The organism is Aristaeella lactis, assembly GCF_018118585.1.
Lineage (GTDB): Bacteria > Bacillota > Clostridia > Christensenellales > Aristaeellaceae > Aristaeella > Aristaeella lactis.
Genome location: NZ_CP069421.1, coordinates 771,237 through 792,417, shown reverse-complemented (window position 1 = coordinate 792,417; position 21,181 = coordinate 771,237). Strand labels below are relative to the sequence as shown.

The 21,181-nt window shown below is 47.1% G+C and carries 19 protein-coding genes; 8 read left to right on the top strand and 11 right to left on the bottom strand.

Features of this window, described 5'->3' with window-relative positions; genetic code table 11:
* The first annotated feature begins 27 nt into the window (after positions 1 to 27).
* The 4 genes from JYE50_RS03705 to ispF all read left to right on the top strand — a co-directional run bounded on the left by JYE50_RS03705 (position 28) and on the right by ispF (position 3,327).
* A complete protein-coding gene (locus JYE50_RS03705; protein WP_084094541.1) occupies positions 28 to 1,473 on the top strand; it encodes a MazG family protein in 1,446 nt (481 codons plus the stop codon).
* Positions 1,474 to 1,538: 65 nt separating this feature from the next.
* A complete protein-coding gene (gene hbs, locus JYE50_RS03700) occupies positions 1,539 to 1,832 on the top strand; it encodes a non-specific DNA-binding protein Hbs (RefSeq protein ID WP_084094540.1) in 294 nt (97 codons plus the stop codon).
* Between the two features lie 59 nt (positions 1,833 to 1,891).
* Positions 1,892 to 2,170, top strand: coding sequence for an RNA-binding S4 domain-containing protein (locus JYE50_RS03695; RefSeq protein WP_084094539.1), 279 nt, complete (start codon positions 1,892 to 1,894; stop codon positions 2,168 to 2,170).
* Entirely contained in the window at positions 2,167 to 3,327 is a 1,161-nt protein-coding gene (gene ispF, locus JYE50_RS03690) for a 2-C-methyl-D-erythritol 2,4-cyclodiphosphate synthase (protein ID WP_084094538.1), read from the top strand. Before JYE50_RS03695 ends, ispF begins: the two co-directional genes overlap by 4 nt.
* 9 nt (positions 3,328 to 3,336) lie before the next feature.
* On the opposite strand, the gene JYE50_RS03685 is transcribed toward ispF, so the two are convergent.
* The 6 genes from JYE50_RS03685 to upp all read right to left on the bottom strand — a co-directional run bounded on the left by JYE50_RS03685 (position 3,337) and on the right by upp (position 10,778).
* On the bottom strand, positions 3,337 to 4,341 hold the full coding sequence (locus JYE50_RS03685; protein ID WP_143763490.1) for a hypothetical protein: 1,005 nt from the start codon (positions 4,339 to 4,341) through the stop codon (positions 3,337 to 3,339).
* Between the two features lie 186 nt (positions 4,342 to 4,527).
* On the bottom strand, positions 4,528 to 6,102 hold the full coding sequence (locus JYE50_RS03680) for a hypothetical protein (protein WP_084094536.1): 1,575 nt from the start codon (positions 6,100 to 6,102) through the stop codon (positions 4,528 to 4,530).
* A 15-nt stretch (positions 6,103 to 6,117) separates the two neighbouring features.
* Positions 6,118 to 7,500, bottom strand: coding sequence for a hypothetical protein (locus tag JYE50_RS03675; RefSeq protein WP_084094535.1), 1,383 nt, complete (start codon positions 7,498 to 7,500; stop codon positions 6,118 to 6,120).
* Positions 7,497 to 8,477 carry a tRNA dihydrouridine synthase DusB gene (gene dusB, locus JYE50_RS03670; protein WP_084094534.1) on the bottom strand — a complete coding sequence of 327 codons (981 nt, stop codon included), beginning with the start codon at positions 8,475 to 8,477 and terminating at the stop codon, positions 7,497 to 7,499. Before dusB ends, JYE50_RS03675 begins: the two co-directional genes overlap by 4 nt.
* A complete protein-coding gene (locus tag JYE50_RS03665) occupies positions 8,465 to 9,943 on the bottom strand; it encodes a hypothetical protein (protein ID WP_143763488.1) in 1,479 nt (492 codons plus the stop codon). The genes dusB and JYE50_RS03665 overlap by 13 nt, the downstream gene beginning before the upstream one ends.
* 205 nt (positions 9,944 to 10,148) lie before the next feature.
* Positions 10,149 to 10,778: a uracil phosphoribosyltransferase gene (gene upp / locus JYE50_RS03660; protein WP_084094532.1), complete on the bottom strand. Its 630-nt coding sequence runs from the start codon at positions 10,776 to 10,778 to the stop codon at positions 10,149 to 10,151.
* Positions 10,779 to 10,934: 156 nt separating this feature from the next.
* Here upp and lgt point away from each other — a divergent pair, with 156 nt between their 5' ends.
* From lgt to JYE50_RS03645, 3 genes are read left to right on the top strand one after another with little or no spacing between them, the layout of a single operon-like run.
* The gene (gene lgt, locus JYE50_RS03655) at positions 10,935 to 11,915 is read left to right on the top strand and encodes a prolipoprotein diacylglyceryl transferase (protein ID WP_179138193.1); all 981 of its coding nucleotides are present in this window, start codon (positions 10,935 to 10,937) and stop codon (positions 11,913 to 11,915) included.
* Positions 11,896 to 13,050 carry a serine hydrolase domain-containing protein gene (locus tag JYE50_RS03650; protein WP_084094530.1) on the top strand — a complete coding sequence of 385 codons (1,155 nt, stop codon included), beginning with the start codon at positions 11,896 to 11,898 and terminating at the stop codon, positions 13,048 to 13,050. The genes lgt and JYE50_RS03650 overlap by 20 nt, the downstream gene beginning before the upstream one ends.
* A complete protein-coding gene (locus JYE50_RS03645; protein WP_084094529.1) occupies positions 13,044 to 13,661 on the top strand; it encodes a regulatory protein RecX in 618 nt (205 codons plus the stop codon). The genes JYE50_RS03650 and JYE50_RS03645 overlap by 7 nt, the downstream gene beginning before the upstream one ends.
* A 100-nt stretch (positions 13,662 to 13,761) precedes the next feature.
* Here JYE50_RS03645 and ppdK read toward each other — a convergent pair whose 3' ends face one another.
* The 4 genes from ppdK to JYE50_RS03625 all read right to left on the bottom strand — a co-directional run bounded on the left by ppdK (position 13,762) and on the right by JYE50_RS03625 (position 19,590).
* The gene (gene ppdK / locus JYE50_RS03640; RefSeq protein ID WP_084094528.1) at positions 13,762 to 16,404 is read right to left on the bottom strand and encodes a pyruvate, phosphate dikinase; all 2,643 of its coding nucleotides are present in this window, start codon (positions 16,402 to 16,404) and stop codon (positions 13,762 to 13,764) included.
* Positions 16,405 to 16,567: 163 nt separating this feature from the next.
* Complete coding sequence (recN, locus tag JYE50_RS03635; protein ID WP_084094527.1) at positions 16,568 to 18,277, bottom strand: DNA repair protein RecN; 1,710 nt, start codon at positions 18,275 to 18,277, stop codon at positions 16,568 to 16,570.
* Positions 18,278 to 18,297: 20 nt separating this feature from the next.
* Entirely contained in the window at positions 18,298 to 18,750 is a 453-nt protein-coding gene (locus JYE50_RS03630; RefSeq protein WP_084094526.1) for an arginine repressor, read from the bottom strand.
* Between the two features lie 27 nt (positions 18,751 to 18,777).
* A complete protein-coding gene (locus JYE50_RS03625; protein WP_179138192.1) occupies positions 18,778 to 19,590 on the bottom strand; it encodes an NAD(+)/NADH kinase in 813 nt (270 codons plus the stop codon).
* A gap of 128 nt (positions 19,591 to 19,718) precedes the next feature.
* Here JYE50_RS03625 and JYE50_RS15495 point away from each other — a divergent pair, with 128 nt between their 5' ends.
* Positions 19,719 to 20,414 (top strand): RluA family pseudouridine synthase, encoded by a 696-nt coding sequence (locus JYE50_RS15495; RefSeq protein ID WP_084094524.1) that lies wholly within the window; start codon positions 19,719 to 19,721, stop codon positions 20,412 to 20,414.
* Here JYE50_RS15495 and JYE50_RS03615 read toward each other — a convergent pair.
* Positions 20,363 to 21,178 (bottom strand): TlyA family RNA methyltransferase, encoded by an 816-nt coding sequence (locus tag JYE50_RS03615; RefSeq protein ID WP_084094523.1) that lies wholly within the window; start codon positions 21,176 to 21,178, stop codon positions 20,363 to 20,365. The two genes, JYE50_RS15495 and JYE50_RS03615, sit on opposite strands and share 52 nt — an antisense overlap.
* Between the last annotated feature and the right edge of the window lie 3 nt (positions 21,179 to 21,181).

The following is a 21,181-nucleotide window of genomic DNA, read 5'->3' as shown; positions in this document are numbered from 1 at the left end:
CCTGATTTTGCGGAAGGGAGAGCACAAATGCATTCAGGAATCATGATTGTCTCACTTGGTTCAGGTGACCCCGAACTGATGAACGGGAAATCACTGCAGGCTTTTCATGACGCATCATCTGTCGTTCTTCGTACAGGAAAACACCCTTTTGCTAAATGGCTCAATGATAACGGGCTTTCTTATACAACGCTTGACGCTTTATATGAGGATGCTGACAGCTTTGATCATCTTAACAGTATGATTGCTGAGAGGCTTATCCGGCTGTCCGCAGATTCGGTTGTCGTATATGCCGTAGCTGATGCATATACGGACAGTTCAGTCCGCTGGCTTTTGCAGCACAGACCTGACAGTATTCAGATTTCTGTCATTCCCTCTGTCGGTTTCCATGATCTGTATCTGGCTTCTTCCGTTGTTCTTCTGAACGATTCAAACATTCAGATTTCTTCCGCGTATGACCTCCTCTTCTCAGATTTCTATAACCCGAATATTTCTCTCCTGATCACAGAAATCGACAATGAGATCCTTGCCGGGCAGATTAAGATCTTCCTTTCAGACAAGCTGGATGATGAATCCACTGTCTATCTCTTCAGCGGGCACAACAGTTACTCACCTGTTCCTGTAAAGCTTTACGAGCTGGACCGTCAGATGGGTCTGGATCACCGTTCAGCACTGCTTATACCGGGTTCTGATTGTCTGAGCCGCAGTCGTCACAACCTGGAAGACCTTGCAAGCATTATGGAAACACTGCGTTCTGATCACGGATGTCCCTGGGACCGTATCCAGACGCACGATTCCCTGAAAACATATCTGATTGAAGAGGCCTGGGAATGCGTGGCAGCGATTGATCAGGATGATCAGGATCATCTGTGTGAAGAACTCGGTGACCTTCTTTTCCAGATCGTTTTCCACGCCTCGATCGGCAAAGCCTTTGATGAATTCACACTGAATGACATTATTTCGACAGTATGCAATAAAATGATCAGACGTCATCCCCATGTTTTTGCCGATACAGAACTGGCGGATCCGTCCGCTGTATCTGAAACCTGGGAGCAGATCAAACAGTCTGAAACAGGAAATAATACTGTCCTGACAAGCCTGGAAGATGTTTCCACTTCCCTTCCTTCTTTGAAATATGCATCGAAAACGCTCAAAAAGCTTGATAGGATTGTTGGAACACACAGGCCTACGGACAAAATTGTGTCAGATATAAAGAAACAGCTGAACAGGATTTGTTCCGGACAGCAAACGCCGGAGACGTCTCTTGTATATGGTTCCCTTCTGCTGCTATGCTGCGAATTATGCTATCGTTCCGGGCTCGACAGTGAGGTCATTCTGCATCAGACAGTGGATCATCTGAAAAGCTGTCTCAGCAAGGCGGAAACAAGGCTATTACAGGACGGAAAATCCTTGGAACACTTGACTTTCGAAGAACTATGTGTATACTTAAAGTATGTTGAAGGCGAAATTGAATAATTCCGGTCTTTGGCATATTTATATTCTTTTATGCAACCTGCATAAAGACAAGGAGGAGATTACCCGTGAACAAAAGTGAACTGATCAACGCGCTGGCCGAGAAAACATCATTTTCCAAGAAAGATGCCGAAAAAGCTCTGAACGCCTTCGTTGAGACAATCAACACCGCTCTGGCAAAGGGTGAAAAAGTTCAGCTTATCGGTTTCGGAACGTTTGACGTGAAAAAGCGTCCCGCCCGTACCGCCCGTAATCCGCGGACCGGTGCTGAGATCAAGATCGCTGCTTCCAAGGCGCCCTCTTTCAAAGCAGGTAAAGCTCTGAAAGATAAAGTCAACGCCAAGAAAAAAGCCAAGAAATAATTCATCGTTTCTGCCCGCAGGAACACTGTTTCCTGCGGGCTTTGTTTTGTGAGGGTAATATGCGGATAGACAAATATCTCAAAGTTTCCAGAATTATCAAACGCCGCACTGTCGCTAGCGAAGCGTGCAGCAGCGGACGTGTCATGATCAACCAGAAAGTTGCGAAACCTTCTTCTGACGTAAAAGAAGGCGATATTGTCAGTATACGTTTCGGAGAACATACAGGATTCTATGAGATCCTTTCTGTACGTGAAACCGTCAGTAAAGAGCTTGCATCTGAAATGTATAAAGTCCTGGAAGAGGATGCTTACCTTTCTTCGGAGCGTAATAAAGCATGAAAAGGTATGTCATTATGCTCGCAGGCGGGCGCGGAACGAGAATGAATCTCCCCTACAATAAAGCGCTCCTTTCGCTCTGCGGGAAAACTGTTATTCAAAGAAGTATAGAAGCATTCTGTTCGTTTGCGGATGAAATGATCATTGTTTCACATGCGGATGAACAGTCATTTATACAGGAGTCGATCAGTCATTCCTCTCTTCCTTTTCCCTGCCGCTATGTATGCGGAGGTGAAACCAGGCAGGAATCCGTTCTGAACGGGTTGAAAGCACTGAATACGAATCCTGAGGATATTATCCTGGTTCATGATGCTGCAAGATGCCTTGTTGATCCTATGCTGATTGAACGCGTAATCCATTCTGTTGAAACCTGCGGAACCGGAATTCCTGGTATCCCTGCTTCCAGTACTTGTAAAATCTGTAACGCGGATCATCTTGTCGTCCATACGCCTGACAGGACAAATCTGTACGAAATACAGACTCCTCAGGGATTTACAGCCGGCACTCTCCTGCCGGTTGCGCTGAATGCATTCAGGGATGGAATAGAGTGTACGGATGACGCAGGTTTGCTTGAGCATTATCATATACCCGTTAAAGTTGTTCCGGGATCACCGGATAATATCAAGCTCACAGAACCCCAGGATATTGCCAGGGCCAAATCAATCATACAAGGAGTTGCTCATACCATGCGTGTTGGAATGGGATACGACGTTCATCGTCTGGTTGAAGGCAGAAAACTCATCCTTTGCGGAGTGGAGATACCCTTTGAATCAGGCCTTCTCGGGCACAGCGACGCAGATGTGGCTCTGCACGCGCTCATGGACGCTATGCTTGGCGCCTGTGCTCTTGGAGACATAGGAAAACATTTTCCTGATACCGATGACCGGTATAAAGGGATATCTTCCGTTCATCTTCTTCAGGAAACAGTCAGGATTATACGGGATGCAGGCTATAAAGCCGCAAACGCGGATGTTACAATCGTTGCGCAGAAGCCAAAGCTTCTTCCCTATATTCCGCAAATGATCAGTAACATAGCTTCTGTATTGAATTTGCCGGAAGACAGGATCAATGTGAAGGCAACCACAACAGAAAAGCTTGGTTTTGAAGGTCGTATGGAAGGGATTTCTTCCTATGCGGTATGTACTGTTGCTGAATTATAATATTTCTGTTCAGAGACCGGGCATAAGCGAGAAAATGATTTTCTGATAGGATAACGGCAAATTGGGAAATACCTTATCCGCCAGCGTCAGGCCCGCGGCAATAAAGTTCATGCTGATAGTGTCATAATCCTCTTTCAGTTCAGAATCCAGTGTCTTTTTATCAGAAAAAGACACTGGATTTTTCATATTGTCATAATACGCAGAAATATGCGCTATTTCCCTGCCGCTCTCCCCTGCAAGGATTTCCAGGCTCAGACTGTTTTCCTGTTGAATCCCTGAAACAATGAAAGGATCACCCAGTGCGGCGGATTCCGCTTTATACTCATAACGACAGGTATGGTCACTGTTTTCAACAGCATACAGGGAAGTCCGGATCAGAGGATTCCGATCGGACAGGTTCAGGAAAGAGGACTGTGTACCGCCGTAAAAACGATTTTCAACGGTAAAGGATTCCAGTCCGGCCGAATAGGTTATGTCATGATAGTAATACTTCCCGTTCTCCTTATGACCTGAGATAACGCGTCTTGCATGATCCGCTGTGTTGTCAACGGAAATGGTACAGATGGTCTCATTCTGCTTCTGTATTGCGAATGTAAAGTATCTGTTTTCATCATAGCAGCGTACGCTGACAAGAATCTTGTCATTTTCCGGAATGCTCTGGAGTTTTTTTGCGACATCTGACAGGAATCCGTAATACAATACTGATTCTGTCGTGTCAGTTTCAGTATCCGGATGGTATTCTTTTGAGAAAACATCATCCAGAAAACGAGCAAAATCAGAAAGCTGGAAAGACGTTGTACTCACGGAAGAAGCATATTCAAAAACCTCTCCTGAATAGCTTCCTGAATGCGTTTTCATATTCAGGCGCTGCAGCCATTCCGCAAGGATCCTGTCTGTCATATCCATGACGGACGCAAACCGTCCGGGTTTAAACAGGAACAGCTCATACAGTATATCATCCGTACAGCATCCGTGATTCAGTATAACTGCGAGATCCGGAAATAAAGAGGACACAAGAATGGTGTCCCCGTTCTGCTGATAAAGATCAGCTGTTATAATTTCCCCGTTATTCTGACCGGAAACAGTACCCTCAATGCCAATATGCCCACCTGCGGAAGCAGCTGAACAGGCAAAGCATATGATGACGATTAAAGTACAGAATAACCTTTTCATCTGTAACCCCTGTATATATCAGTTATTTTATTCCTGACCGGATTCACTGTTCTCTTCCGATGCCGGCTCATTTCCGCCGTCTGTTTCGTTTTCAGACTGAGGATTGCTTTCTGCGGTATCATTCAATGCTGAAGCTGTGTCTTCCGTCTCATCATTCATATACCGAAGCATGGACCGGGCGTTGGCAGCCCACTCTTCCAGGTAGGGAGCCAGAACCGTTTTGGTATCTGTTTCGGTATAAACGGGATTGCTGATTTCAAACGGAATAAACGGCCAGTTCCGGACTGTATTCATTTCGGCCTTTACGGTCATAACCGATTCTCCCTGATGAACAGACGCATTGATAACCAGCTTGGTTCCGCTGCTCTGCGCGTATTTGCTTGAATAATGCATTTCAACATCTGCATTGATTGTTTCAAATTCCTGGAGCTTTGATGTGTCAGTGTCTTCCGGGAGGTATCTGGTGTCATGGATAATGCTCACCTTGTACAGGTTCTTCTCGTTGCTGATTTCCTCATCTTTGGCGTTTTTTGTTTTAAATGCTTCATTTGTTTTGTTTATTTCAATCCGGACAGAAAGGTTATCCTTGTCTGTATCACTGGAAACACGCGAGAACCAAAGGTTCTTATTGTATGACAGCGCTTCATTATTATCCTGGACAGGCAGTCCGAGAACAGTAACTTCGTTTTCCTTTTTTAATGTATAGATCGTATTGCCGTCTGTCATCTCCATGCTGAACATCTGACAGCCTGTGCTTTTTTCATCCAGAGGCAGCTCCAGCTTGAATCCAAGCACTTCACCAAGCGCGGAAACACGTTTGTTCATTTTCAGAGTACTTTCTGCATCTATGGATTTCAGCGCTTCTGAATAGTAATACAAAAGATTATTGTTCAGATAGAGGTCTTTTTCTTCCTGCGTCATCACCGTATCAAGGAGTGCAATAACCTCAGGATCTGTTGTCAGCTCGCTGAAAAGCTGAATGATCTGTGTATTGACATCGCTCATTGGAATTTCATAGGAGAACACAAGGGCGGAAACTCCGTTTTCCTGCTTTACTGTTTCCGCGTTCACCGTGTATCCCGCAAGCCACATCTCCAGTTCGTTCTGGTATTTTGTCAGTACAGGATCCCAGTTCTGTTTCACGTCATTTTCAGGGAGGGAAACAATATTCATGATAAAAACAGCAGGAGAAATGTTTTCTCCTTTTACAGGAAACAAAGATTCAAGATACTGAACAGGAGTCGGAAAAACAAGCGTTTTTCCCTGAACCATATCACTTCTGAAATAATAAACGCCTTCTTTTCTGTACAGTTCCGACATGGCCGACTGATTGCCTTCATCGTCCTGGAAAAGATAAAAATACAAATCATTTTCCGGAACGGAGATTTCGCCGCGAAGGTTGAATTCCGCGCCGCTGACAGTTCTGAGGAAGGGTGTGTTGAACTTTTCTCCTTCAGCATGAATGGAGACTGTTCCCTTCAGACCGCTTCCGATCGCAAGCTGCTTGTACATTTTTTCCGGAAGCGTGTTATAGGCTGCATAACTGCTGCTGACAATCAAAGTGAGGATTATCGCAATAATAACGGCCAATCTCTTTTTCATGATTTTTTCTCCCTATTACTTATATTGAATCAGTGTATTCCAGATTTCATCCGGTATGTCCTTACTTAGGAAACTGAGATCCTCTTTCGGCAGTTCCAGCAGTTTCTGAACAAGCACCTGCGTAAAATCCGTCTGCGTATCATTCAGTTCAGCACCGGCGTCATGTCCCGCTGGCATATATTCAAGATCAGTGTTTGTGCTGACAGAAGGTCTTTTCATGCTTTCGCCGGCACCCAGTCTGATTCCGGTCTTTATACTGCTTGTCACTATTTTACCTTTTTTGTTTGTAATTTCAAGTATTCCGTTGTATTCAGACCTGTTTTCTTTCACAATCTCTGTTGAGACGCCAATGGTCTGATCTGTACTGTCCTGTTTGATGTTATACGTTATTTCACCTGACAGGGTACCCGCAGTCAGCGATATTGCAGCACTGAACTGGGTTTTTCTTTTGACCTGCCCCTGTTTCCGGTCAATCTGCATATTCCAGCTGACGGATGCATTTTCATCATCCGTTACAGTATAATCACGTTCATATGTGATGTTGTCCCTGTCATATCCCTTTACTTCAGGGGTTTTCAGCACAATAGCGTCTTTCCTGTAATTTTCATCCCTGAAGCATTTCCAGACGATGGAAACCTTCCTCAGTTTTTCAGCTGACAAACCCAGTATCCCGTCATAATTCACCCTGATCAGATGATCTTCTTTGTCATACAACAAGATAATTTTCTGGTTTCCCTGAAAGGAAAGGCTGTTCAGAAAAGCACTGGTGTACTCATCCGCGGATAAAAGGTGAAATGATTCCGGAAACAATTCACGGACTTTGTCAGGCGAAAGCTGTATGGTGATTCTTTTGACGCCCCGCCCGTATCCTGAAAAGTTCAGGTTCGCGCTGGAAACAGAAGAGTACTCTTTATATACATCAGCAGCATTTTCAAATACAGGATACAATCCGTCAAGCAGCCGGTTCATGTGGAAAAAGCGACTGTCAAGAAACTCAATAATATCATCTTTCTGATCAGTCACCGGCTCCCCATTGTCTGATTCCTGTCCGTCATTTGGCAGCTGCTCATAATCAGTCTGATTGTTTTCGCCGACATATGTATAAATGGTATAGAACGGTTCTTTATCAATGGAAAACACAGTCCTGCTGACATCTTCATCCATATTGATACATACAGAAAAATGCTTCATCAGGCGGTTGAGACTCTCGACTCTTTCACCTTCATATTGTGCAATCTGCAGGTATTCAGGCGATTCAATCACAATGGAAACAGGCTCTGACTGACTGCCGGTAAGCATGGTTTCCATCATGTCCTGTATCTCTGCCGCAGCACCGGATATAACAGTTGTCAGAAACAGGATAATGATTATGATATATACACCAACATGTTTCCTCATTTTTCTGCCTCCGGTTCTGCTTTTTGATATCTGTCAGCTTCTTCAAAGAAACAATCAATGATACGCATTGCCTCGCAGGCCTCTGTACAGCGGTTGATTTCAAGTCTGAACTGGGCAGCGCCCTTCATTCCTTTGATATACCATCCGATGTGTTTTCTCATTTCCCTGACCGCTATGTTTTCAGGTTTTGTCTCAAGCATCATATGATAATGCCTGATGATCATCCTGTGTTTTTCATCGGTTGTTACCGGGGTTTCGCTTTCCCCGTTCATCCGTCTTTTGATACTTCTGAAGATCCACGGATTCCCCATGGCGCCTCTTCCGATCATAACGCCGTCTGTATGACTGGCTTTCTGCTTCTGAATCGCGTCATCTGCCGTAAAAATATCCCCGTTACCAATCACGGGAATATGAACGCTGTTTTTTACTTTTTCGATGATCTCCCAGTCAGCTTCTCCTGAATACTGCTGCTCTCTGGTCCTTCCGTGAACAGTGATGGAAGAAACGCCCGAATCTTCAGCCATCCTCGCGAATTCAACGGCGTTGATGTGTTCCCGGTCATATCCCATTCTGATTTTTACCGAAACAGGCACAGAAGACGCTGCAACTGTTTTTCTCATCATTTCACGGGCTGTTTCAGGCGTTCTCATCAATCCGCACCCCTCGCCGGACGGTGCTATTTTTTTCGCCGGACATCCCATGTTCAGGTCAATGCCGTTGTACAGGCCGAGATCGCATATGCGTTCGGCGGCTTCCGCCACTGTATCCGGATCCCTTCCGAATAACTGCAGAATCAGCGCAGGCTCGTTTTCTCCCCGGATCATCAGTTCCTTTGTGGCCCGCTGGTTCGGTGCGCACAGATACCCCATTGCGCTGATCATTTCAGTATAGGCAAGATCACATCCCTGCTCGTAACAGATTGTTCTGAAAATATGATCTGTAATGCCGCACATGGGAGCAAGCCTTACTTGAAACATAAATTGTTAACCCTCGGAAACATCGTAATACGATTCTTTGTCATATGATAATAATGCAGTTCTGTCCCGGACACAGGTCCCTTCTTTTCAGGCAGGACCGGAATATCCCCGGGCTGACCGTCCTTCTGACGCCATTGTTCTGTAATTGAAGTCTGAACAATGAACCTTCCGTCCGTTTTTTCCGGCATTTCACAGACCGTATATGCATACTCACCCGGCGAAGCCTCTGCTGACAGCAGCCGGTTGCCCGCGTAAAAGCACACACCCTGATGATGGGTTTGTTCACAGAAAGTTTTTCCGCTTTCCTTGATGACAAATCCGTCCTGATCCTTCCATTCACCCTTCACACGGATATAACATCCCGTATCCGTGCTGTGGTGATGCGGGGTACACTCATTCTGCTCCCTGTTTCTGATGACCATAACGCTGTACGATCCGATGGAGGGAATATAGAAATCAGCATATGTATAAATTTTCTTTTTACATTGAATATGGGCGGAAAAAGAATCCATATGAAGAATCATATTCTGTTTCTGAACCATCAGAAGATATCTGGCCGGAATGAGATAATTGATGCGGATCCCGTCTTCTGTCAGTGATACAGCGTGTTTATAGGCAGCGGCAGCAGCTCTTGTCATTCTGGCGTATATCTTTTCCGGATTGTTCACAGGAACATTTCTTTCAGAAACCGTATTCAGGTACTGTCTTTCCGGAACAACATCACACTGCAGGCAGTCATCAAGTCCGTTGAAAACAATACGGATCATTTCATCCAGCGCCCATTCAGAATCAGGCAGAATCATCTGGGACGAAAAAGCCTCTGTCCACGCCGCAAGGGCAGCGTTGTCAACAGGCTGATCGGCCTGACTCCCGCATAAAAACGGATTTGAAGTTGTACCGCCGCACAGGGCATGATGATGCTTTTTCAGGTACTGCCAGAGATTATTCCCTGACGAAAGATCCTGTTTGTTTCCGCTGAACATCCCCGCATATAAAGTGTACCTCATTCCGTCGGCAAGCAGTTCAGCATAATTGATCAGTTTTTCTTTCTGGCAGTAATCCATTTCCTGCGGTTTCGCCGGCAGGGAATCAGGAAAACCGTCAGTATCCTCTGTTACAGGAATGGATTGCTGGAAAGTATGAAGCGCAGTAGTCCAGTCAAACGCAGTTGCTCTTACCCTGGCACACAGTCTGAGAACAGATTTCATTCCGGTGACAAGATAAAAACGGATCAGCAGTTCCATAAGATCTGCGGGCCTGTAAAGGAAATGATCCTGAAGGGACAGTTTGTCATATTCGATTTCAAGATAACGAAGCCAGACCGCGATCCTTTTCAGGATAGTACGGTCTGTATTGTATTCGAATACGGCAAAAGCCGCCCGCATCTTTTGGATCTGTTCCGCGAGACTGCCTTCAACTGATCCGTTGTCCGTGTCCCGTATGGCATTATAAATGAAACCTGCCACAGGTTCATCTGCCGGTTTGTTTTTAATCAGACAGGCAACTTTAAACAAGCCTTCCCATACACAAGGCTTTTCATTCCATTGGCTGGCTTTCTGATACAGGTTCGCTATTCGATGATCTGTTGTACGGATCGTTCCGTTTGCCGGAAAGCAATGCGGCACTTTCAGAATCGGAGATCTCTGATATAAAGGTTTTTGAGGCATTTTATCACTTCGTGCCGAAAAGGCGGTCTCCGGCATCACCGAGGCCGGGTACGATATAACCATGATCGTTCAGGTGATCATCCAGTGCGGCTACATAGATATCCACATCAGGATGGTCTTTCTGGATTCTGGCAATGCCTTCAGGCGCCGCGATCAGGTTTACAAGACGCATATGATGGCATCCTCTTTGTTTGATAAAACTGATAGCCGCGCTGGCGCTTCCTCCGGTTGCGAGCATCGGATCAAGGATCAGCAGTTCCCTGTTCTCGCTGTCTTCAGGCAGCTTGCAGTAATACTCAACAGGTTCAAGCGTTTTGGGGTCCCTGTACAGTCCAATATGACCTACACGGGCAGCCGGAACAAGATTGATCACACCGTCAACCATACCGAGACCTGCGCGCAGGATCGGAACAATACCAAGTTTTTTACCGGAGAGAACCCGGCACTTGCACGTTGTAATAGGAGTTTCCACATCTATCTCTTTTGTTTCCAGGTCTCTGGTTACTTCGAATACCATCAGCATGGCAATTTCGGACAGCAGCTCGCGAAATTCCTTTGTGCCTGTATTCTTATCACGCATAATGCTGAGCTTATGCTGGATAAGAGGATGATCAAAAACGACAACCTTGCTCATAACGGGTTCCTCCTCACATGATTTCGCGTTATTGGTTCCTTCATGGTATTTTACCAGAAACATCATTTCTCTGCAATGCACCTGTATGGTTTTCTCAGATTGACACCCGTTACAGCCACTTTTATAATATCTGTATCTGTACTGAGGAGATTTAGCATGTCATCTGTTCCTTATTCAAGATACCTGATCTATCCCGTTCCGTGGTATAGTTTTCTCATTGTGATCGGCGCTTCTCTGGCTGTTTTCCTTTCATGCCGGAAAGAGCAGAAAGCCGGTTTCCCGAAAGATACAGTGATCGATCTTGCTTTTTGGATCCTTCCCTTTGGGATTATCGGCGCAAGGCTTTACTATGTGATTTTTTCCTGGGATCAGTTTTCAGGCGATCTTCTTTCTGTTTTTCGCATCTGGGAAGGAGGTCTGGCGATCTACGGCGGTGTGATTGCGGGCCTGATCATTCTCTTTCTTTTTGCACGCAGGCGGCATCTCTCTGCGTTACTCCTGTGTGATATTATCGTACCCGGACTGGCTCTGGCTCAGAGCATCGGCCGCTGGGGAAACTGGTTCAATATTGAGGCTTACGGTTTCAACGTCACGGGAACCGCCATTTGTTTTTTCCCCCTAGCTGTCCAGGTCCCCGCGGATCAGTATGCATGGCATTTGGCAACCTTCTTCTATGAATCCGTATGGGATTTCATTGTTTTTCTGTTTTTAACCGTTCTGTGGCATAAGCCAAACCGGAAACAGGGAGATCTGTTCTTTTTCTACCTTTTCCTTTATGCTGCCGGGCGTCTCATCATTGAAGAAATGCGCCTGGATTCCTTATATGCTTCGTCTGTACGGATCAGTCAGCTTCTGAGTGTTTTACTTTGTATATCTGTTTTTATTGTCTTTTATATTTCAGCCCGCAGACGGACTTCCCTTTCCATTCCTGTACGGTATATCCTTTTCCCTTCAGCGCTGGCTTTTTCAATCTTCCTGCTGTTCTGTATGATTACGGGATACTGCCTTTATACCCTGTCCATATCCCGCATTCTGCTCATCCTGCTGATCTATGCGCTTTATATGACATTGTGCCTGTTTTCTGTTTATCATCGACTGACTCATTCGGAGGTCCGGAATGCCGACATCCAGGCTTAAAAATATTGTTTATCGTTTTGTGCTTCCTTTCAGCCAAACAGACAGCGGAACCAATCCTGTATCCGATGTGTACGGCCACAGTCTGACTCATCCGGATGTGTTTCGCAGGCTGATCCGCAGGCACCATGTGCTTGGCTCTTCAACACTGATTGAAACCGGCAGTCTTTCCTCTGTTATCTGTACTTCATCCATCTGTCCCCCTCACGCTGCTCAGCCTGATTCCTTTTTCCGCGTTGCTTCCATCACAAAAACTGCCACATCTCTGCTGACACTCCGCCTTGCTGATTGTGATATTCTGTCACTTGACGCTCCGATCAGCCATTACCTGCGTTCTTTTTATTCAGGCAGCAGTCTCGATGGCATTACGATCAGGCACCTTCTGTCCCACACATCCGGGCTTGTTGATCCTGCAGGTCTTGAATCCAGCCTTGAAAAAGGCGTCCCTTTTACTGATCTGCTTCATGACTCAAGACAGTTTCCTGCAGGCAGTTCCTTTCATTATTCCAACCTGGGATACGGTCTGATCGGCTGCATCCTGGAAGCATTGCTTGATCGTCCGGTAAGCGGTATTTTCAACGATTTTCTTTTCTCTCCTCTGCATATGAACGCAACCCTGGAAGGGTGCATTCTTCCCAGGGACAAAATAGTTCCTGTTGTCCGCGTTCTTCCATATCGCGAGAGGAATGAGATGATCCTCACCCCGCTTGGTTCAAAGCAGCTTACGGAAGCAGATCCCCTGCGTCATTACGGGCATACCGCCGGCAGTATGTATACTGACATCGCTTCATTACAGACCATGTTCCATGTCCTGATCTACGGCGAAAACGGGTTTCTGTCCGGTAATATATTGTCTGAAATGAAAAAAGAACATGCTGTTTACGGAAAGCTGTCCCCTACGCTCTCCTATGGCCTTGGACTGCTGATCGTAAAGGATCCGTCTGTTTCCAATAGTCGCATTCTTGGACACCAGGGTTTCGCTTACGGATGCGTTGACGGTGCATTCTGGGAAGAATCAACAGGACGTCTGCTTATTACTCTGAACGGCGGATGCAGTGAAGCCAGAAGCGGTCGTCTTGGATTATCAAACAGGGATTTTATGCGCTGGGCATTCCGGAAGGAGCTTCCGTCATGGTAACAATACAGGAGATTTCCCGAAACCGTTCCAGAGTTTCTGTCAGGCTTGATAACGGTGAGATTTTCTGGCTCACTCAATCTGATGTCTATGCGGAAGGATGTTATGAGGGGAAGAAATATGATCCGGAATCCTTTTATCAATGGATCCGAATCTGTCAGTATCCACGGGCACTGAATCACGCTGTATCGATGCTCGCGAGGCGTCCGTGCAGCACCGGGGAAATACGCAGAAGGCTTATGCTGCATCATTATACAGAAGAAGTTACAGAACTTGTTCTGTATAAGCTGGAGAAAGAAAAACTGATTGATGACATTTCTTTTTGCGAGCAATGGATTCACTTCCGGCAGCAGCGTGGTTACGGTCCTTCTTTGATCCGCCGCGAACTGAAATATAAAGGTATACCTGATGATATCATTCAGGATTGCTTCGACAGACAGGAATCCTGTGAAGATACATCCGGCGCTTTACTGCTCGCCCGTAAAGCATGGAAAAAATACAGTTCATCCGAAGACCGGCTCAAAAGCCGTCAGAAAGTGATACAATTCCTTGTCAGAAAGGGATATGACTGGAGTACTGCCAGATCAGCTGCTGAAGAGGCGGAAAAAGAATAAACCTGCGGAAAAGCATTCCCGCAGGTCTTTTTTATGGTTCATCAGTTATAAAAAGAACCGGTGCATTCAAACGCCGGTTCTGTATGGGACCAGGAGATCATTATTTGCCGGATTCGCTGATCGCAGCCTGCGCAGCGGCAAGGCGTGCAATCGGAACACGGAAAGGAGAACAGCTCACATAGTCAAGCCCGATCCTGTGGCAGAATTCAACAGAGCTGGGATCGCCGCCGTGCTCACCGCAGATACCTACATGCAGCTTCTGGTTGACCGGCCGGCCCAGTTCAATAGCCATCTTCATCAGCTTGCCCACACCTTTCTGATCCAGTCTGGCAAAAGGATCGCTTTCGAAAATTTTGGATTCATAATATGCGCCCAGGAATTTGCCTGCATCATCCCGGCTGAAGCCAAAGGTCATCTGTGTCAGGTCATTGGTGCCGAAGCAGAAGAAGTCAGCTTCAGCGGCAATTTCGTCAGCAGTCAGGGCAGCCCTCGGAATCTCAATCATGGTTCCGACTTCATACTCAAGCTTGACACCCGCAGCCGCGATCTCCGCGTCAGCGGTTTCCACAACAGTCTTTTTCACATACTTGAGTTCCTTGACTTCACATACCAGCGGGATCATGATCTCAGGCCGTACATTCCATTCAGGGTGGTCTTTCTGTGTTTTGATCGCAGCCCTGATCACAGCCCTTGTCTGCATTTTGGCAATTTCAGGATAAGTGACCGCAAGACGGCATCCGCGGTGACCCATCATCGGGTTGAATTCATGCAGGGAGGATATAATATTTTTAATCGTCTCAACGCTCTTGCCCTGTGCTTTGGCCAGCAGCTGGATCTCTTCCTCGCTGGTGGGAACAAACTCATGAAGCGGAGGATCCAGGAACCGGATGCATACCGGATATCCTTCAAGCGCTTCGTACAGTTTTTCGAAGTCTCCCTGCTGATAAGACAGGATTTTATCAAGCGCCGCTTCCCTTTCCTCAACCGTATCGGAACAGATCATCTCGCGGAAAGCAGCGATACGTTCCGGTTCAAAGAACATGTGCTCCGTACGGCACAGGCCGATACCTTCCGCACCGAGCTCGCGGGCTTTCCGTGCATCCGCAGGCGTATCGGCATTGGTGCGAACATGCAGTTTACGATACTTGTCAGCCCACGCCATGATCCTGCCGAATTCACCGGCAATACGGGCGTCCACCGTCGGAATCAGGCCGTCATAGATATTGCCTGTTGTACCGTCAATGGAAATGAAATCACCTTCATGGAATGTCTTTCCGGCAAGTGTAAACTTCTTGTTTTCTTCATCCATGGCGATATCACCGCAGCCGGAAACACAGCAGGTACCCATACCGCGTGCCACAACCGCCGCATGGCTTGTCATGCCGCCGCGTACTGTCAGTATTCCCTGTGCGCTCTTCATGCCGGTAATATCTTCGGGAGAAGTCTCGAGGCGTACCAGGACAACTTTTTCCCCTCTTTTTGCCCAGGCTTCTGCATCTTCAGCTGTGAAGACGATCTTACCGCACGCAGCACCGGGAGAGGCACCAAGTCCTTTGCCGATCGGTTCAGCCTTTTTAAGCGCAGCTGTGTCAAACTGGGGATGAAGCAGCGTATCCAGGTTGCGCGGATCGATCATGGAAACCGCTTCTTTTTCTGTGCGCATTCCTTCATCCACAAGATCGCAGGCGATTTTCAGGGCCGCCTGTGCAGTGCGTTTTCCGTTGCGGCACTGAAGCATATACAGTTTACCGTTTTCAACAGTAAACTCCATATCCTGCATGTCACGGTAATGCTTTTCAAGCAGATCGCATACTTTTTCAAATTCAGCATATGCCTGCGGGAATTGTTCCTTCATCTGGGAGATCGGCATGGGGGTACGTACGCCCGCAACCACATCTTCACCCTGGGCATTGACAAGGAATTCGCCCATCAGCTTGTTCTCACCGGTGGCGGGATCCCTGGTAAAAGCAACGCCTGTACCGGAATTGTCATTCAGGTTGCCGAAAACCATGGGCATAACATTGACTGCTGTACCCCAGCTGTAAGGGATATCATTATCCCTGCGGTAAACATTGGCGCGCGGATTATCCCAGGAACGGAAGACCGCTTTTATCGCGCCCATCAGCTGCTCTTTGGGATCGGAGGGGAAATCTGAACCGATTTTGGATTTGTATTCAGCTTTAAACTGACCAGCCAGCTCCTTCAGGTCTTCCGCTGTCAGTTCCACATCGTAGGAAACGCCTTTCTTGGCTTTCATTTCGTCGATCAGCTGTTCGAAATACTTTTTACCCACTTCCATGACAACATCAGAATACATCTGGATAAAGCGGCGATAGCTGTCATAAACAAAACGGGCGAATTTAGGATCGGGATTGCCGGCGATCATCGCTTCAACGACGTCATCGTTGAGTCCCAGGTTCAGAATAGTATCCATCATGCCAGGCATGGATGCACGCGCACCGGAGCGGACAGAAACCAGCAGCGGGTTTTTCAGATCACCGAACTTTTTGCCGTTGATCTCTTCCATTTTGGCAATGTATTCTATGATCTGTGCCTGAATCTCATCATTGATTTGACGGCCGTCTTCATAATACTGGGTGCAGGCTTCTGTTGAAATGGTAAAGCCCTGCGGAACCGGCAGACCGACCTTTGTCATCTCAGCCAGATTTGCGCCTTTGCCGCCAAGCAGTTCACGCATGGTGGCATCGCCTTCCGTGAAGAGGTACAGATACTTTTTGGACATTGAAAATTCCTCCCCGATATTTGTCGCAGCGGAGTGTTCTTGCAAAAGAAAATCCGACACGTTTTCCATTGATTTATTATATAATCCACAACAAAACAATGCAAGTGGTTTCTTTCTTTATTGTTTCGATTTTATTAAGATGTGCGGCATTTTTCATCCATATTTATCTTTCGGTTTTCTGCTTCAGGGCGGCCTGTATCATTCCTGATGCATAAGTCTTTGATTCCTCGGTCATTCCGGCTGCCCCGCTGATCATCCTGCCCACTTCTCCGATCCGGCCCTCTGTGTCCAGTTCGGCAACTGAAGTATGCGTCCGTCCGTCATCCACCGCTTTCCGTACAAGATACTGATAATCAGCCGCGGCGGCAATCTGCGGCAGATGCGTGACGCAGATGACCTGTTTTTCCTTTGAGATCAGTATCATTTTATCAGCTACAACCTGTGCCATACGGCCGCTGATCCCTGTATCAATTTCATCAAACACCATTGAATCGACACCGGAATGCGCTGATTCAAGCGTTTTGACCGCAAGCATAATTCTGCTCAGTTCTCCGCCGGAAGCAATCTTCGCAAGAGGTTTGACCGGTTCGCCAGGGTTCGGGCTGATCATGTATTCAATGCGATCATCCCCGTTCTCGGTAGGCATAACAGGCTTCCCTGTCTCGTTTTCCATAAACTGAATCACAAACCTGGTATTTTCCATGCCCAGGTCATTCAGTTCCTTCATCATTCTTTTTTCAAATAAGGAAGCCAGGTTCCTTCTGGATGCGGTCAGCTCTTTCGCCGTATTTCTGTAGCAGCTTAATAGCCTTTTATGCTCCGCGGACATATCGCTGATCTGCTTTTCCAGATCTTCCAGAAAGCTGTATTCTTTTTCCATGGATTCCAGCATTCCCGGTATTTCATCTGCATCCACACCGTGTTTGCGTTCAAGCCTGTGGATCAGGTCCAGCCTGTTGTCAGTTTTTTCAAGCGCTCCCGGCTCGTATCCGTTCCGCTCGGTCAGCATACTGATCTGATATGCGATATCTTCCAGTTCATAATACAGATTATCGCATCTTTCACTGATTTCGCGGATCTGATCATCATGAAGGGATAAAGCCCGTAATACGGAAGCAGTGTCTTTGATTTTTCCGAGACAGGACGAACCGTCTTCTTCACCGGTAAGAACGTTGCTGATCTCATTCAGGGATCTTGCTGTTTTTTCATCTTCCGCCAGCTGTTTCCGTTTTGCAAGAAGCTGATCCGCTTCACCGGTTTCAACATGGGCTTTTTTCAGCTCTTCCAGGTCCCTTTCAAGCGACCGCATTCTTGCTTCCCTGTTTTCGTTCTGCCGTACAAGCCTGGCATACGCCCGGTGATTATCGATAAATTTGGCATACTCCTCCCTGATTTGAATCAGGAGCTTCCTGTGTTTTTCATCGCCGGTCTGATCGAGAAAAGCCAGCTGTGCGGACGGATCTGACAGAAAAAGCTGATCACTTTGTCCGTGAAGATCCAGCAGCATTGCAGCCAGATCTTTCAGTGCCGAAACAGGGATCATAACCCCGTTAACCCTGCAGGTGTTTTTCCCACTGATGGAAATCTCACGGTATACCGTCAGGGTATCATCACAGTCAATGCCTTCCTGTTTCAGATAATCAAGTGCCTGGCGGTTGTTCTGCACGGAGAAGACTGCTTCAACCGATGCTTTTTCGCATCCTGTCCTGATCAGGTCACGGTCTGCCCTTCCGCCGAGAATCAGGTTCACCGAATCAACAACAATACTTTTTCCCGCGCCGGTTTCACCTGTCATCACCTGCATTCCGGGATGAAAACAGATTGTTGCTTCATCGATCAGCGCCACATGGCGGATTGTTAATGACTCCAGCATTTTATTCCCCCGGTATTTTATCAATGATCAGTCAGTTTGCGGATACGATTGGTGATCTCTTCCGTGTCCGAATGATCGCCTACAACCATAAAAACAGTGTTGTCTCCGGCGATCGTACCGAGGATTTCAGGCCAGCCCAGATTGTCCAGTGCCTCAGCCGCCACATTGGCTGAGCCGCTGAGCGTTTTAATCACAATAATATTGCCTGAAGAATCCACACTGATCAGGGAATCATTCAGGATTCTTGTCAGTCTTTCACTTACAGCGATCTCATGCTTTTCCGGTTTTGCATATTTGAACCCGCCGTCACCTGCTGTAACTTTGATCAGCCTCAGTTCACGGATATCCCTGGATACCGTAGCCTGGGTCACTTTATAACCGAGTGAGCGAAGGACTGAAGCGAGTTCTTCCTGTGTTTCAATATCTTTTGAAGAGATAATATCCAGAATTTCGTTTTGTCTTTTGGACTTCATATCAAATCATACCTCCGTAAAGACCGTTCAGATTCCCCATTCACTGAGTTTTCTGCGCATCAGCCCGAAGAAGTCATATGGATGTATACGGATCAGCCGGATTTTTTTATCTGTACCTGTGATATGGATTTCATCTCCGGTTCTGAGACTTTCCATACTCTGACCATCTATCTGCAGTTCTGCCGTCTGCTCTCTTTCCCGATTAAGCACCAGGCGTATGCGCGCGTTTTCAGGCACAATGCAGGGACAGTGCTGCATGCTGTGTGAGCATACAGGGGTGATGATCATACAGTTCATTTCCGGCTCGACAATCGGACCGCCGGCAGACAGTGAATACCCGGTTGAACCTGTGGGAGTCGCAACAATAATCCCGTCGGCGGTAAATGATCCGTATTCCCTCTGATTGACAAATGCGTCAACGCGGATAAGCCGGGCATAGCCTCCCCGTGTAATCACAGCATCGTTCAGCGCGTAATATTCATTCCCTGTTTCCGGACTGCTGATATGCAGAAGGCTTCTGGTTTCGATCTGATACCTGTCTTCGATAATCGCTTCAAGCGCTTCATCCAGGTGATCAGGATCCTCTTCCGTCAGAAATCCAACCGTTCCCAGATTGATTCCAAGGAGCGGTATATCGTATTTCATGGCATAACGCGCTCCGATCAGAAGAGTGCCGTCCCCTCCGAACGTGATGATCACATCAGGCGCTGCACTGCTGTTTTCAGTCTGAGGATTATAGGTCGTGATATGGTGTCTGTGCAAAAACGCTTCCGCCTGTCCGGCACACTGAACAGCATTCATATTCTTGCTGTTCAGGATCAGTCCGGCTGTTTTTATCATAGTCCTCATCCTCCCGCCGGGATTTGACAAAATAGTAACACAACCTGTATATTTACTCAAGCATCACGTTGTTTTTTCCGTTTTATACGAATAAACAATGTATATATTCATGTAAAGGACAGGTCTTTATGATACGTATACTGTACCGGGATGACCAGTTACTGGTCTGTGAGAAGCCTGTCGGAATCTCTTCTGAATCACCGGGGCTGCCTGATCTTGTCAATGATCAGACAGGTCTGAAAACATATCCGGTGCATCGTCTGGACCGGGGTACAGGCGGTGTCTGTATTCTCGCGCTCTCTTCCCGTATATGCGGTCTGCTTCAGACGCTTTTCCGCGACGGCAAAGTGGACAAGGATTACTTTGCCGTCGTCTGCGGCCGCCCGGAAACTGACAGGGGCTGCTATACCGACCTGTTGTTTCATGACCGCCGCCAAAACAAAACATTTATTGCCCGGCAGATGCGCAAAGGTGTGAAAGAAGCCTCCTGTGAATGGACTGTCATCCATTCTGTCACCCGTGAGGATCAGGTCCTGTCGCTGATCCATGTTCGTATTCATACAGGAAGAACCCATCAGATTCGTATTCAGTTCGCTTCACGCGGTCTTCCTCTTGCAGGTGACCGGAAATACGGCAGTCCTGTAAAAGGAAAAAACCCCGCCCTGTGGGCCGGGTGTATTTCTTTCCCTCATCCTGTTCAAAGCAGTATGTCGGTCCGCGCGTCTTCCGTACCGCCATCGGAATTCCCGTGGAACTGTTTTCCGGAAGAGGCTTATGACTGTGTCATATGTTCATGTGCGTCACGAACAAGCTCACAGACCTGATCTGTGCTGATTCCTTCATGGCTGTCATCTTTTCTGATGATCTCAGCAAGAAACTCAATATTCCCCTTGGGACCGGTAATGGGTGAATAATCCATAGCAATAACCCGGAGGCCGATCTGATCCGCATAGGATATAATCCCGTTCAGAACGTTTTTGTGCGTTTCGGGATCACGCACAACTCCGTTTTTCCCTACGTGCTCCCTGCCCGCCTCAAACTGCGGCTTGATCAGCGTGTAGAATATGCCCCCTTCACCCATGATCCGTGCCGCAACAGGAAGAATCAGCCTGATGGAAATAAAGCTGACATCCATAACCGTCACTGAGGGTTTTTCCCGGAACATTTCCGGTTCAAGATATCTCGCGTTTGTTCTTTCCATGACGGTCACACGCGAGTCATTTCTCAGTTTCCAGTCCAGCTGTCCGTATCCCACGTCTATAGAATAGACGTGCCTGGCGCCATTGCGCAGACACACATCTGTAAATCCGCCTGTGCTGGAGCCGATATCCATCACGGTTTTGTCTTTCAGGTCTGCATTGAATACACGAATTGCTTTTTCCAGCTTAAGCGCGCCTCTGCTTACATAATCATTTTCAGGAGCCCTGATGGTCAGTTCACCGTTTTCGCTGACCATTTCTGATGCTTTGTTGATCCTTTTTTCACCAAGGTATACCCTGCCCTCCATAATGGCAGCCTGTGCCCTTTCCCTGCTTTCGCACAGCTGCTGCTGCACAAGAACGATATCGGCTCTCTTTTTATCAGCCAAATT